The following is a 14,270-nucleotide window of genomic DNA, read 5'->3' as shown; positions in this document are numbered from 1 at the left end:
TATGGCACGGATGTTACGCATCCGTTGTCCTCTTGTGGGTCGCGCCGGGGCTGGGTCAACCTTTCGAAGGCGGCAGCCCGTTGGGCCATCTGCGTTGTCATGGCCACGCTTGCGCGGCGCCGCTCCACCCCCCGCAGTGCACCACCTATGAGGAGGACCCGTCACATGCCCGTGATGCGTCACACGAGCCGGAAAATCGCCGGCATCAGCGCGACCGCCGTCGTGGCCCTCGCGCTCGGCTCGGCCGCCGCGCTGCCCGCCTCGGCCGCCGACATCGGCGTGCGGGGCGTGATCCAGAACGCCGGAGCCCCCGGATCCGTCCCCGGCAGCTACATCGTGACCCTGAACGACACCGCCGCCCGCTCGACCGCCGCCAGCGGCAAGGCCGTCGCGAAGCGCTACGGCGCGAAGATCGACAAAACCTACAGCGCGGCCCTCAACGGCTACTCCGTCGAGGTCTCCGAGGCGCAGGCCAAGAAGCTCGCCGCCGACCCGGCGGTCAAGTCGGTCGTGCAGAACCGTACCTTCACGGTCAGCGCCACCCAGCCCAACCCGCCGTCCTGGGGTCTGGACCGCGTCGACCAGCGCGCGCTCCCGCTCAACCAGAGCTACACCTACCCGGACCAGGCGGGCGAGGGCGTCACCGCGTACGTCATCGACACCGGTGTCCGCATCACGCACCAGGACTTCGGCGGCCGCGCCTCCTACGGCTACGACGCCATCGACAACGACAACACCGCCCAGGACGGCAACGGCCACGGCACGCACGTCGCCGGCACCGTCGCGGGCGGCACGTACGGCGTGGCCAAGAAGGCCAAGATCGTCGGCGTGCGCGTGCTCGACAACAGCGGCTCCGGTACGACGGCCCAGGTCGTCGCGGGCATCGACTGGGTGACCCAGAACGCCGTCAAGCCGGCCGTCGCCAACATGTCCCTCGGCGGCGGCGCGGACTCCGCGCTCGACGCGGCCGTCCGCAACTCCATAGCCTCCGGCATCACCTACGCCGTGGCCGCGGGCAACGAGTCGAGCAACGCCTCCACCAAGTCCCCGGCGCGCGTCACCGAGGCCATCACGGTCGGCGCCACCACCAGCACCGACGCCAAGGCGAGCTACTCCAACTACGGCTCCGTCCTGGACATCTTCGCGCCGGGCTCCTCCATCACCTCCGCGTGGGGCACGGGCGACACCGCCACCAACACCATCAACGGCACGTCGATGGCCACCCCGCACGTCGCGGGCGCGGCCGCCGTCTACCTCTCGCAGAACCCGGCCAGCACCCCGGCCCAGGTGGCCACGGCCCTGGTCAACTCGGCCACCCCGGACGTGGTGACCGGCCCGGGCACCGGTTCCCCGAACCGCCTGCTGTACGTCGGCGCCCAGGGCCCCGTCCCGCCGGGCAAGCGCTTCGAGAACACCGCGGACTTCGCGATCAACGACCACGCGACCGTCGAGTCCCCGATCACCGTCAGCGGAGTCACCGGCAACGCCCCGGCGACGCTGAAGGTCCCGGTCGACATCAAGCACACCTACATCGGTGACCTCAAGGTGGACCTGGTCGCGCCCGACGGCACCGTCTACACCCTGCACAACCGGGCCAACGGCGGGACCGACAACATCGTCCGGACCTTCACCGTGAACGCCTCGGCGGAGACGGCGAACGGCGTCTGGAAGCTGCGCGTGAACGACAACGCGACGGCCGACACCGGGAAGATCGACTCCTGGGCGCTCCAGTTCTGAGCCGTAACCGAGCAATACGCGGGCAGTACCCGAGCCGTACCTGAGCATCAAGGGCGGCGGGCACCGACCGCGCCGTGAGCAACAGCGGGGGCGACCGACATGACGGTCGCCCCCGCTGCGTACTATTCGCGCATTCGTTCGCGCGCATCGTTCGCGCGTGACGCCCCATGCGATGGAGTCCGACCCCGTGAGCACCCCGCCGAGTCCTCCTCCCGGACCGGGCCACTCCTGGCCCCCGCCGTCCCCGCAGCCGGGCTGGGGGCCACCGCCCGGATACGGGCAGCCGCAGCAACCGCCGCCGCTCAACGGTTTCGCGCTCGCCTCCTTCCTGTCCGGTCTGCTGTGCTTCGCGCCGCTCGGCATCGCCTTCGGCATCGCGGCCCTCGTACAGATCTCGAAGCGGCGGGAGCGCGGGAAGGTCCTGGCGATCGCGGGCCTCGCGCTGTCGGTGGTGATGACCGGAGTACTGGTCTTCGCCGCCGACCGGGTCGCCACGGCGGTCGAGGAACGCTTCGATGGCCTGAGCGACTACAGCGAGGTCGAGGGTGAGCTCACGGACGTCGACGCACTGCGGGAGGGCGACTGCTTCAACGTCGAGGACGGCGAACTGCTCGACGAGCACCCCCTGATGTACCGGATCGACTGCGCGGAGAAGCACCACGGCGAGGTCACCGCGAGGAAGCGGCTCGACGGGACGGACGCCCCCGGCTCGGCCGCGGCCGACCGCGCCTCCGAGGAGACGTGCTGGCAGGCCCAGGACGAGTACGCGATGGACACGTGGGCGCTTCCCGACCACGCGGAGATGTTCTACTACGCGCCCTCCCGCCAGTCCTGGCACCAGGGGGACCGGCTGCTGCTCTGCGTGATCGGCACGACCGAGCCGGAGGGGCGGGGCAGCCTGCGCCAGGACTCCGGAAAGCTGAAGCCCGAGCAGGCGGCCTTCCTGCGGGCCGCCAACGCCGTCGAGTTCGCCCTGAGCCGGTCCCCCGAGGAGGAGGTCGACGAGGCGCTGGACGAGCACCAGGCGTGGGCGCGCCGGATCCACGCGGCACTGGGCGAAGAGGCGAAGGTGCTCCAGGGTCACGCGGGCCGGCCGGGATTGGAGAAGGCGGTCCCGGCGCAGCTCAAGGAGATCGAGGCGGCCCGCGCGGCGTGGCTGCGCGCCTCGCAGGCGAGGACGCCGGGGGAGTTCGACAAGCAGTGGGACCGGGCGCTGGCCTCGATGTCCGTGGAGACGGAGCAGGCGCTGCGGGGTGCGTACGGGCTTTCGATGGCGATCCCGCAGTGGCTGGAGGACGGCCAGGGGGACCCGGAGGACCCCGACGGCGGGTCCGGCCGGGAGCCCTCGACCGAGTCGGTGTGACGTCGTCCGCGTAACGCGCGGTAACGGGTTTGAGTGACCTGGCTTCATCACTTCGGGTGAAACTCTGGCCCTTGCTTGCGGTCTTCAACCGTCGGTTGCCAGGGTGTAGCTGTCTGTCAACCTGATGGGAGTGGCCAGTGACTTTCGGTGAGCAGCCGGCCTATCTGCGCGTGGCCGGGGATCTTCGACGGAAGATCGTCGACGGTTCTCTGCCCCCGCACGCCCGGCTCCCCTCCCAAGCCCGTATCCGCGAGGAGTACGGGGTCTCCGACACCGTGGCCCTGGAGGCGCGCAAGGTCCTCATGGCGGAGGGGCTGGTCGAGGGCCGGTCCGGCTCCGGTACGTACGTACGGGAACAGCCGGTCCCGCGGCGGGTGGCCCGCTCCGGCTACCGCACGGGCGGCGCGTCGACGCCGTTCCGGCAGGAGCAGGCGGACGCGGGGGCGCGCGGCACGTGGGAGTCGAGCAGCGAACAGGCGGGCGCGCCCGCCGAGATCGCGAAGCGGCTCGGCATCGAGCCGGGCGAGCGGGTGATGCGGACGCGGTACGTCTTCCGTGACGCGGGGGAGGCGATGATGCTGTCGACCTCTTGGGAGCCGCTCGCCGTGACCGGCCGGACGCCGGTGATGCTGCCGGAGGAGGGGCCGCTGGGCGGGTCCGGGGTGGTGGACCGGATGGCCGCGATCGACGTCGTCGTGGACAACGTGGTGGAGGAGGTCGGCGCGCGGCCGGGCCTGGCGGAGGAGCTCGTGCAGCTGGGCGGGGTGCCGGGGCACGTGGTGCTGGTGATCGGCCGCACGTACTTCGCCTCCGGGCGCGCGGTGGAAACGGCCGACGTGGTGGTCCCCGCGGACCGCTACCGCCTGTCGTACCACCTCCCGGTGCGGTAGCCGCCTGCGGCGCAGCCCTGCCCGAACCTCCTACGGCACTCCGCGCCCGCGCCTCAATCGCCGACGGAGCCGAAAGCCCGGGGCTCCGCCCCGTACCCCGCTCCTCAAACGCCGGAGGGGCTGAAGAACAGCCCCTCCGGCGTTTGAGGAGCGGGGGTTCGGGGGCTGGCCCCCGACAGCGGTCCGCACCGGTGAGCGGACAGGGGGTCGCGGGGGGTGTAACCACGTCGTGACGAGGGGCGCGGGGGTGTAACCCACGGGTAATGCCCGAGGGTGACGGGGCGTCACGTCGCGGCCCTACCGTCCGGCGGTATGACCGACACTGCCACCGCGGCACCGCCGACCCGGACGTACGCGAAACTCGCCGCCGACGAGAGCCGCGAGGACTACTCGCTCAGGTACGCGCCCCACTCGTTCCGCCGCTGGGGCCCCGGCACCGTCGCCGGGACCGCCCTCGGCGGCATCGCCTACCTCGCCGACTTCGCCATCGGCGCCTCCATCGTCTTCGCCTACGGATTCACCAGCGGGGCCGCCGCGATCCTGGCCGCCGCCGTGGTCATCTTCCTGACCGGCATCCCGATCGCGCGCGCCTGCGCCACGTACGGCCTGGACATGGACCTGGTGACGCGCGGCGCGGGCTTCGGGTACTTCGGCTCCACCCTGACCTCCCTCATCTACGCCTCCTTCACCTTCATCTTCTTCGCGCTCGAAGGCTCGATCATGGCCCAGGCCATGCACCAGGCCTTCGGACTGCCCGTCGAGATCGGCTACCTGGTCACGACCCTCATCGTGATCCCCATCGTCTTCCGCGGCATGGGCGCCCTCGCCAAGGTGCAGGCCTGGACCCAGCCGGTCTGGCTGATCGGGCTGGTGCTGCCCTTCGTGGTGCTCGCCTTCCACGCCCCCGACGCGTGGGGCGCCTTCGCCGACTTCGGCGGGACCGAGGGCGCCGGGTCCGGATTCTCGTGGATCGGCTTCGGGTTCGGGACCGGCATCGCGCTCTCGCTGATCGCGCAGATCGGGGAGCAGGCCGACTACCTGCGGTTCATGCCCGCCAAGACCCCGGCCAACAGCCGGAAGTGGAACCTCGCCGTGCTCGCCGCCGGCCCCGGCTGGGTGATCATCGGCGCGGCCAAGCAGCTCGGCGGCGCCTTCCTCGCCTTCGTCGCCCTGGAGGCGGTGGGCAAGACCCACGCCCTGGAGCCGATCGCCCCGCAGATCGAGGCCCTGCGCCCGTGGCTCGGCGGCTTCGCGCTGCCCGCCGCCGCGCTCTTCGTGATCGTCTCCCAGATCAAGATCAACGTCACCAACGCGTACAGCGGATCGCTGTCCTGGTCGAACTTCTTCTCCCGCGTCACCCACCGTCACCCCGGCCGGGTCTGGTACATCTTCCTCAACCTCGGCATCGCGCTGACGCTGATGGAGCTGAACATGTTCGCGATGCTCGGCAAGCTGCTGGGCTTCTACTCCAACGTCGGCATCGCCTGGATCGCAGCGGTCGCCGCCGACCTCGTGATCAACAAGCGGCTCGGACTCAGCCCGCCCTACATCGAGTTCAAGCGTGCCTACCTCTACGCCGTGAATCCGGCGGGTTTCGGCTCGATGGTGATCGCCTCGACCGTCTCGATCCTCGCCTTCTTCGGGCTGTTCGGCACCTACGCCGAGGCGTTCTCCACCTTCATCGCCGCCGGACTCGCCCTGCTGCTGTGCCCGTTGATCGCCTGGGTGACCAGGGGGAAGTACTACCTGGCGCGGCCCAACACGGTGACCGGCCCGGGCGCCGCCGTGGAGGACGTCACCGCCACCCACGAGTGCGCGGTCTGCGAGGCGGCGTACGAACTCCCCGACATCGCCGACTGCCCTGTCCGATCAGGCCCGATCTGTTCCCTGTGCTGCTCCCTCGACGCGACCTGCGGGGACGTCTGCCGCAAGGAGGAGCCGGGCGGCGCGGTGATCCTGCCGATGCCTTCGGTGCGCGCCGTCTGAACCGGCGCGCACGGCCCACTCGTACGCATGGCCGGATGCGTACGCCTGCGAGGTACCTCTTCGTGAAAAACCGTATCCGCTCCGTAAAGGTCGGGCGTAAGCTCGGGCATATGCGCAATGCGGTTTCCCGGGCAGGTACGTCGGCGGAGGGTGAAACGCGATGAACGACAGCGGTGCCCTGCTCCCGTGGCTGGTCATACGTCAGGACGACAACGGCAACCGCTACCGGGTGGGCCGGTACGCCACCCGGGCCGAGGCCCAGAAGGTCGTCGACAGCCTCGACGACCGAGGACACAAGCAGCTCTACTGGGTCGAGCGGATCGGTCAGACCGCCACGATGAACTGAGCATCCAGTGTTGACATAGGCTCCGCCCATGACGGTACGAGTGGTCGTGGGCGGAGCCCTTTGTCATGAGGGGCGCCTGCTGGCGGCCCGCCGCAGCGCACCGCCGGAGCTCGCCGGACGCTGGGAGCTGCCGGGCGGGAAGGCCGAACCGGGTGAGTCCGTCCCCGAGGCGCTGGTGCGCGAACTGCGCGAGGAGCTCGGCGTGGAGACCGAGCCGCTGGAGCGGATCCCGGGGGAGTGGCCGCTGAAACCCGGCCTCGTCCTGCACGTGTGGACCGCGCGGCTGCTCTCCGGGGTGCCGGCGCCGCTGGAGGACCACGACGAGCTGCGCTGGCTCGGACCGGAGGAGCTGGAGTCGGTGGACTGGCTCGACCAGGACCGGCCCGCGGTCGCCGAGGCAGGGCGCCGGCTGCGCGGGGGCGCGTGACGCTCGCGCCGTAGGCCGTCTGTGCCACAGTGCGCCGGTGGGCGGGGGATCGAGTGGTACGACGCCCCGAATATCGGGTATGTCGCTATTAATCCCTATCTCGTCCCTCTTTCGTCCCCGACGAACCGGACTGGGGTCGCTGCTGGCCCGGGAAGTGATCGGCGTGATCGACACAGACGGTGAATGCGCCGAGTGGGCCTTTCCCGCCGAGCCCGGTGCCGTCCGCACCGCCCGCCACGCCGTACGCGGCACCCTGCACGCCTGGGGCCTGGAAGCCGTCGGCGATGTGACCGTCCTGCTGGTCAGCGAGCTCGTCACCAATTCCCTGCGGTACGCCTCCGGCCCCATCGGAGTCCGTCTGGAGCGGCGCAATCCAGCCGCCGACGGCCCGGCGGGCGGCCCCGCGCTGCTCGTGGAGGTTTCGGATCCGCTTCCGGATCCGCCCCGCGAACGGGTGGCCGAGCCGGACGACGAAGGGGGCCGCGGCCTGCATCTCGTCGCCACCTCCTCGCAGCGCTGGGGAACCCGCCACGGGAAGTCGGGCAAGACAGTGTGGTTCGAATTGGCTCTTCCTGGTGAGTAACAAGGAGAACGGTGGCGGGTGATCCCCCGGCGGAATCTCCCGGCGGCAACGTGGGCAGGAGTCCGGGGGAGATCACACGAGATGGCTCGAAATCATCGAGACCGTGCTGTGATCGTGAACGCCGTGCCGTCCGGGGCCGTGGTGCTGAATACTGCGGTCATGGCCGGTCCGGTTGCGGTGAGCTGGAGGGGACGGTCGCGTGAGCGAAATACCTGCGCAGGCACATCAGGCCGACGTGCCTCGGGAGACATGGCACGACGCCCTGTGGCACAGCAGTCCGCCTGGCTCGATATATGACTACATAAAGGTCGCATCCTTCTCGATCGGACCCGACGGGTACATCGACCAGTGGAGTCTGCGCGCGGAGGAACTGTTCGGTCTGACCGCCGCGCAGGCCGTCGGCCGCGACCCGGTCGACGCCTTCATGCCGCCCGAGTTGCGCCCCGACGCGCACCGAAAGGTCGCCGAGATCCTCGACGGCAAGGAGTGGACCGGCCTGATCCCCTTCCGGATCCCGGGCGGGGACGGCGCGCACGGAGTGGCCGAGATCTATGTGATGCCCACCCTGACCGAGACCGCCGAGCGGGCCGCGCTGTGCGTCGTCGTCGACGTCCGCGCGCTGCGGCGCATCGAATCCGACCTGGCGGCCTCACAAGCCATATTCGGCCAATCTCCTTTCGGCTTCCTGCTCTTCGGCACGGACCTCACCGTGCAGCGGGCCAACCGCCGCTTCGCCACCGTCTTCGGAGGCGCCGCCGAGGAACACCGCGGCCGGACCGTGCACGACTACCTGCCGCCGCACGAGGCCGACCGGATGGCCGAGGCCCTGCGCCGGGTGCTGGACACCGGGGAATCGGTCACCGACCTGCGGATCACCGGCGCCGCCCCCGGCAGCCGGGAGAACCGCCACTGGTCCATCAACCTCTACCGCGTCCACGGCGGCTCCGGCCGCCCCATCGGCGTCGCCGGCATCGGCACCGACGTCACCCGCCGCCACCTCGCCGCCCGCGAGGCCGCCGGGGTACGGCGCAATCTCGCCCTGCTCAACGAGGCCGGGCACCGCATCGGGAACTCCCTCGACCTGGAGACCACCGCCCGGGAACTCCTCGACGTCACCGTCCCGGGCTTCTGCGACCTGGCCGCCGTCGACCTCTACCAGGGGCTGCTGCTCGGCGACGACGACCGGCCCGCACGGCCGCAGGGGCCGGGCGTGCCCAGCCTGCCCGGCCAGGGCCCGGCCCGGACCCCGTCCGCCGCGCTGCGCCGGGTGGCCTTCGCCTCCGCCGTCTCGGACGCGCCGCTGTCCGGTCCGGGCGCGCTGGTCTCCGTAGGCGACGTCCACCGGTACCCGGCGGCTTCGCCGGGCGCGCTCGCCCTGCGCACGGCGCGGCCCCGGCTGATCGAGGGCGGCGGACCGGAGGACCTCGTACAGTCCACCCTGGTCGTGCCGATGGTCGCCCACGACACCGTGGTCGGGCTCGCGCAGTTCTCCCGTACGAAGGGCAGCGAACCCTTCGGCGAACGCGACCGGGCGGTGGCCGTGGAACTCGCCGCCCGGGCCGCCGTGTGCATCGACAACGCACGGCTCTACCGGCGCGAGCACGAGCGGGCGTTGATACTGCAGCGCAGCCTGCTGCCCCCCGGCGACCCGGAGGCCGCCGGCCTGGACATCGCCTGCCGGTACCTGCCGGGGAACGCGGCGACGGAGGTCGGCGGCGACTGGTTCGACGTGATCGAACTGCCCGGCCACCGCACGGCGCTGGTCGTCGGCGACGTCATGGGCCGGGGACTGCGGGCCGCCGTCGCGATGGGCGAACTGCGCACCGCCGTACGGACCCTCGCGCTCCTGGACCTCGAACCGGCGGAGGTGCTGACCGCGCTCGACGAGATCGCCCGGGGCCTCGGCGCCCCCGGCGGCTCCCAGCAGGCCTCGCGGGCGGCCCTGCACTCGCGGGACGCCGACCGCTCCGAGGTCTACCTCGCCACCTGCGTCTACGCCGTCTACGACCCGGTGACGCGGCGCTGCACGATCGCCAACGCGGGCCACATGCCGCCCGTGCTGGTGGAGCCGCCGGACGAGCGCGGGAAGCCGAGGCCCGCACTGCTCCTGGAGGTGCCGCCCGGAATGCCGCTGGGCGTGGGCGGGGAGCCGTTCGAGGAGGTCGAGGTCGAACTCCCCGAGGGCGCCCTGCTGGCCCTCTACACCGACGGGCTCGTGGAGTCCCGCGACCATCCGCTGGAGGAGGGCCTGCGCGGCCTGCGGGCCGCCCTCGCGGATCCGGTCCGCCCGCTGGAGGACGTCTGCGACCACGTGCTGAACACGCTGGACACCCGGCACGGCGAGGACGACATCGCCCTGCTGATGGCACGGGTGCAGGGGCTGCCGGTGGACGCGGTGGGGGACTGGCAGTTGCCGCGCGAGGCCCGCTCGGTGGGCCGGGCACGGGAACTGGCCCGCGCCAAGCTCCCGTCGTGGGGCCTGGAGGGGCTACTGGACACCACCGAACTGCTGGTCAGCGAACTCGTCACCAACGCGCTGCGGTACGGGGAGGGCGAGATCCGGCTGCGGCTGCTGCTGGACCGGACCCTGGTCTGCGAGGTGTGGGACGCCAACCTGGTGCAGCCGCGCCGGCGGCGGGCCCGCGACACCGACGAGGGCGGCCGGGGCCTCCAGCTCGTGGGCCTGCTGTCCGCCGGGTGGGGCACGCGCCGGACCCACCGCGGCAAGACGGTCTGGTTCGAGCTCCCGCTGCCCGGCGCGGCGGCCGAGGCCGTCGCCGAGCTGTCGGCGGAGCAGCTGCTGAGCATGTACGGCTGAGCGGGACCGCACTGCCGTGCCCCGGACCCGCCGGGTCCGGGGCACGGCAGTTGATTCCCGATCAGGTCCCGATCAGGTCTCGGACGGGTCCGGCCCCCGCAGGGCGCCGGTCAGCGGGGCCACCGTGCGCCATCCCATCGTCTCGTACAGGGCCCGGCCTTCCGGCGTCGCGCCCAGCACACCGGCCGTGGCGCCCTGCCCCGCCGCGGCGGAGGTGAGCCTGCCCATCACCAGGCGGCCCAGACCGCGGCGCTGGTGGGCCGGATCGGTCTCCACCTGGTCCACGACGGCGACGACGGGGCCGGGGCCGGAGCCGGTGACGGCGATCTGGCCGCGCGCGGCGAAAGCGCCGTTCGCGGTGCGCACCAGGGCGCGGGTGACGCCGGCCCGGGTCCAGGTGTCCAGCCGGTAGCCGTCGGGCGCTTCGGTCAGGGCTCGGCCCGCGCGGGCGGTGGGGAGCGGGGCGGACATCAGATAGCCGGGTCCGCCGGCGAGGTGCCAGCCGGGAGCGAGCCAGGGTTCGAGCGTCTCCGGTGGGACGAACGCCTTCAACCAGACACCGGGCGCGGTGGCGTGCTCGGTGAGCTTGCGGACGGTCGCCTCGTCCGCGGAGTGCAGGACGTGGCGCATGACGTGTCCGTGCAGGCCGACGTCGATGGTGAAACCCCAGTCATGGGGCACGGGTTCGGCCGCGCCGCGCGAAAGGGTCCAACCGTGGACCCATGCTCGTGCGGCCTCGGCCATGTGCGCGAAAGGCAAGGTTCCCCCCGAGTAGGTAATAGACGAACTCGTGGAGGGATTATTACATCAGGGCTAGGCGGCGCGCCCCTGCTTGAGCGCGGCGAGCCTGGCCTCGATCTCCGAGGACTTCCCGAGGTCCTCCAGGTACTCGAACTGGGCGTCCAGCGAGGACGCGGCCAGCTCCTGCCTGCCCATCGCCAGGGCCTCCTCCCGCCGCACCTTCTCCTCGAAGCGGTGCAGATCGCTCGTCGGGTCCAGGACGTCGATGTTCTTCACCGCGTCCATCATCGTGTTCTGCGCCTGCGCGGTCTTCGCGCGGGCCACCAGCTCGTCCCGCTTGGACTGGAGCTCGACCAGCTTGCTCCTCATCGAGTCCAGACCCGACTTGAGCTTGTCGACGACCTCCGTCTGGGCGGCGATCGTCGGCTCCGCCGTGCTCGCCTCCTTCTCCGACTGCATCTGCCGGCCCAGCGCCACCTTCGCGAGGTTGTCGAACCGGTCGGCTTCCGCCATCGACCCCGCCGCCCGCAGCTCGTCCCCCTTCCTGCTCGCCGCGAGGGCCTTGGCACCCCACTCGGAGGCCGCCTCCACGTCCTCCTTGTGGTCCGCCTCCAGCATCCGCAGGTTCCCGATCGTCGTCGCGACGGCCTGCTCCGCCTCCGAGATGTTGTTCGTGTAGTCGCGGATCAGCTGGTCCAGCATCTTCTGCGGGTCCTCCGCCTGGTCCAGCAGCGCGTTGATGTTGGCCTTGGCGAGCTGGGTGACGCGGCCGAGGATGGTCTGCTTGCTCATGACTCGTCTCTCCTGATGAGGGATGGAGGGATGGGCTGTCCGTTGCCGTTGCCGTTGACGAGGCCCTTGCCGTTGCGTTGCCCTTGCCGTTGCGCGTTCAGAAGCGGCCGCCACCGCCCATGCGCCCGCGGGTTCCGCCTCCGCCGAAGGAGCCGGGGCCGCTGCCGCCGCCCCCGCCGAAACCGCCGCCGAAGCCCCCGCCGCCACCCCGGCCGCCGCCTCCGCCTCCGCCGAAGCCCCCGCCGCCCAGCCCGCCCCGCAGGATCTCGCCGAGGATGATCCCGCCGAGCACGGCGCCGCCCTGACCGCCGCCGCGCCGGCCCCCGTACGGGTCCTGGTACGCCCGTACGTCCTGCTCCGCCAGCCGCTGCGCCTCCCGCGCCAGCGCGTCCGCCCGCTGCGCCTCCGCCAGCGCGCCCGACGGGTCGCCCGCCGCCAGTGCCCCCGCCCGCTCCAGGTGCCGTCCCGCCTCCGCCAGCCGGGTACGGGCCTGGCTGCCGACCGCGCCCCGGCTGGTGGTCACGTAGTCCGTCGCCGCGCCGATCGCACTGCGCGCGGAGAGCATGGCCTGGTCGAGCAGGGCCGCCGCCCGCTGCCGGCCCGACTCCCGCTCCCGCGCCCCGGAGAGGGCCTCGTCGAGGGCCGCGTCGGCCTCCTCGATCCGGCGCAGGGCGTCGATCGGGTCGTACCGGCCGGCCGCCTCCTCCTGCCGTACGTCGGCCAGTACGGCCTCTGCCCGGCCGATCCGCCCGCGCAGATCCGCCGTCGAGGTGCCCTCCGTGGTCCCGGTCAGCAGCCCGCGGGCGTCCGCCAGGTCGGTCTCCGTCTCGTTCAGCGAGCCCGTCAGCTTCCCGGCCGCCTCCGCCAGCTCCTGCGCCCGCCGCTCGACCGCGTCCAGCAGGGTCGCCGCCTGGTCCACGGCGCCCTCGGCCGCCCGTACGTGCACGGCCGCCGCGCCCTTGTCGCCGCCGTCGAGGGCCGCGTGGGCCAGACCCAGGTGGGTCGCCGCGAACAGCAGCCGGTCCTTGGCCTGTTCGGGGTTGGAGGCGACCGGCGCCGAAGCGGAGTCCGCGTACCGCCGCGTCAGCGCGATCAGGGTCGCCTCGGCGGTGCCGGCGCGCCCGGTCAGCTCCAGATAGCGCTCCTCCACGGCCGCCAGCGCCTGCGGGGCGTTCTTCTCCAGGTCCCGCAGCCGGTCGAAGTCCGCCGACTCGGCGTCGAGCCGCCGGTTCGCCTCGGTGCAGCGGGCGACGATCTCGTCCAGCATCCGGCGCCGGGTCGCATCGTCCTCCGGGTAGGCGTCGTCCAGCTGCTGGCGCAGCCGGAAGGCCTGGGTCAGCTCGCCCTTGGCGTACTCCACGGCCTCGGTGAAGGGGCCCACCGCCTCCTCGCCGAACTGCGCGGAGGCGAAGCCCAGTTCCTCCGCGCTGGTGCGGACGGCGTCGTCGGTCTGCACCAGCAGGGTCTTGGCCCTGCCGTCCAGTTCCGGCAGCGGAAGCCGGTCCGGTGCGCCTTCGGGCCAGCCCGGCCCGGTGGTCGTACCGCGTCCGCCGCCGGCCGTCTTCCGCTTGCGGCGGGTGTACGCGTACGCCCCGAGCGCCCCGGCCGCGCCGACCGCGACCACCGGGAGCACGTAGTCCCCGGCCCCGTTCTCCCCGCTGGTCCCGCCGCCGGGATCGGCCGGGCCGGGGGTGATGGTGGGCACGGGCACGGGCTGCCCGCCGAGCACCGCGTTGTAGCCGTTCGCCGCCCCGATCGCGGCGCCCGCCCAGTCGTTCTGCCGCAGGGCCGGCTCGATGGCGTCCCGGGCCACGGCCGCGAGCTTGTCTTCGGTGAAACCGGAGTCGACGGCGGCCGAATAGGCGTACTGGCGGGCCCCTGTCGCCACCGCCAGCAGGACGTCGTTCTGGCCGAGCCCGTTCTTCTCGGCGGTGGCGTCGGCCCAGCTCTGGGCGGAGCGCCCGGAGAAATCGTCCACGTACGCCACGAAGAGCTGGATCCGCCGGTCGGCGTAGAGCTTGTCGAGCGCGTCCTTGACGGCGGCCTGCCGGCCCTCCAGCGCCCCGACCCGGTCGGTGATCTGACCCTGCCGGGACAGCGTGACGGGGTCCTCGGCCCGTGCGGGCGGCGCCTCGGCCACACCCCAGCCGCCGAGCGCCAGCAGTCCGGCGGCCAGGACGAGCCCGGCCCGTGCGCGTACCTGGCTCGTCGGCTCGCTTCTCGGCGGGGTCACATTTGGGAGGGTATGAGCGGTTCCCCGTGCCCGCATCCGGAGCAATGCGCAGTGACGCGCCCGGGCCCCGGTCGTTGGCAGGCCATGAAGAAGATCATGACTGCGGCCGCCCTCACCCTGGCCGCCCTCAGCCTCGCCGCCCCCGCCCACGCCGACAACGACAGCAACTTCGGCGGCGGGGTGAACGCGGCCAACAACTGGAACTTCACCGCGGCCGCCGTCTGCCTCCAGGAGGTCGCCGTGGTCCCCGTCATGGGCGACTGGGTGGGCGACCACGCCAACAACTGCTCCAACGGCAACGTCATCGACCACTCCGGGCGCTGACCCGCCCCCGGGCCGGGGCCCTCCCGGAGG

At 72.2% G+C, this 14,270-nt stretch carries 12 protein-coding genes; 9 read left to right on the top strand and 3 right to left on the bottom strand.

Annotated elements, in window-relative coordinates:
- The first annotated feature begins 165 nt into the window (after positions 1–165).
- From ACFYZ4_RS21630 to ACFYZ4_RS21595, 8 genes are all read left to right on the top strand, one after another.
- Positions 166–1,737, top strand: a complete 1,572-nt coding sequence (locus ACFYZ4_RS21630) for a S8 family peptidase (protein ID WP_351297181.1) — start codon at positions 166–168, stop codon at positions 1,735–1,737.
- 157 nt (positions 1,738–1,894) lie between these two features.
- A complete protein-coding gene (locus ACFYZ4_RS21625) occupies positions 1,895–3,100 on the top strand; it encodes a DUF4190 domain-containing protein (RefSeq protein WP_390784578.1) in 1,206 nt (401 codons plus the stop codon).
- A gap of 137 nt (positions 3,101–3,237) precedes the next feature.
- Positions 3,238–3,990: a GntR family transcriptional regulator gene (locus tag ACFYZ4_RS21620; RefSeq protein WP_351297175.1), complete on the top strand. Its 753-nt coding sequence runs from the start codon at positions 3,238–3,240 to the stop codon at positions 3,988–3,990.
- Positions 3,991–4,302: 312 nt separating this feature from the next.
- A complete protein-coding gene (locus tag ACFYZ4_RS21615; RefSeq protein ID WP_351297857.1) occupies positions 4,303–5,976 on the top strand; it encodes a hypothetical protein in 1,674 nt (557 codons plus the stop codon).
- Positions 5,977–6,136: 160 nt separating this feature from the next.
- Complete coding sequence (locus ACFYZ4_RS21610) at positions 6,137–6,322, top strand: SPOR domain-containing protein (protein ID WP_030029543.1); 186 nt, start codon at positions 6,137–6,139, stop codon at positions 6,320–6,322.
- Positions 6,323–6,350: 28 nt separating this feature from the next.
- A complete protein-coding gene (locus ACFYZ4_RS21605; protein WP_351297853.1) occupies positions 6,351–6,749 on the top strand; it encodes a (deoxy)nucleoside triphosphate pyrophosphohydrolase in 399 nt (132 codons plus the stop codon).
- A 154-nt stretch (positions 6,750–6,903) separates the two neighbouring features.
- Positions 6,904–7,332, top strand: coding sequence for an ATP-binding protein (locus ACFYZ4_RS21600; protein ID WP_351297850.1), 429 nt, complete (start codon positions 6,904–6,906; stop codon positions 7,330–7,332).
- A gap of 199 nt (positions 7,333–7,531) precedes the next feature.
- A complete protein-coding gene (locus tag ACFYZ4_RS21595) occupies positions 7,532–10,150 on the top strand; it encodes a SpoIIE family protein phosphatase (RefSeq protein WP_390784577.1) in 2,619 nt (872 codons plus the stop codon).
- Between the two features lie 72 nt (positions 10,151–10,222).
- Here ACFYZ4_RS21595 and ACFYZ4_RS21590 read toward each other — a convergent pair whose 3' ends face one another.
- The 3 genes from ACFYZ4_RS21590 to ACFYZ4_RS21580 form a co-directional block, all read right to left on the bottom strand.
- Positions 10,223–10,831, bottom strand: a complete 609-nt coding sequence (locus ACFYZ4_RS21590; protein ID WP_390784576.1) for a GNAT family N-acetyltransferase — start codon at positions 10,829–10,831, stop codon at positions 10,223–10,225.
- A gap of 132 nt (positions 10,832–10,963) precedes the next feature.
- On the bottom strand, positions 10,964–11,683 hold the full coding sequence (locus ACFYZ4_RS21585; protein ID WP_351297844.1) for a PspA/IM30 family protein: 720 nt from the start codon (positions 11,681–11,683) through the stop codon (positions 10,964–10,966).
- Between the two features lie 97 nt (positions 11,684–11,780).
- Positions 11,781–13,916 (bottom strand): TPM domain-containing protein, encoded by a 2,136-nt coding sequence (locus ACFYZ4_RS21580; protein WP_390784575.1) that lies wholly within the window; start codon positions 13,914–13,916, stop codon positions 11,781–11,783.
- An 84-nt stretch (positions 13,917–14,000) separates the two neighbouring features.
- Between ACFYZ4_RS21580 and ACFYZ4_RS21575 the strand changes: the two genes are divergently transcribed.
- Positions 14,001–14,240 (top strand): hypothetical protein, encoded by a 240-nt coding sequence (locus tag ACFYZ4_RS21575; RefSeq protein WP_351297842.1) that lies wholly within the window; start codon positions 14,001–14,003, stop codon positions 14,238–14,240.
- Positions 14,241–14,270: the final 30 nt, after the last annotated feature.

It is taken from the genome of Streptomyces sp. NPDC001513, from assembly GCF_042894695.1.
Taxonomy (GTDB): Bacteria; Actinomycetota; Actinomycetes; order Streptomycetales; family Streptomycetaceae; genus Streptomyces.
Note: the sequence above shows the minus strand (reverse complement) of the source record. Positions and strands in the feature narration are given on the sequence as shown.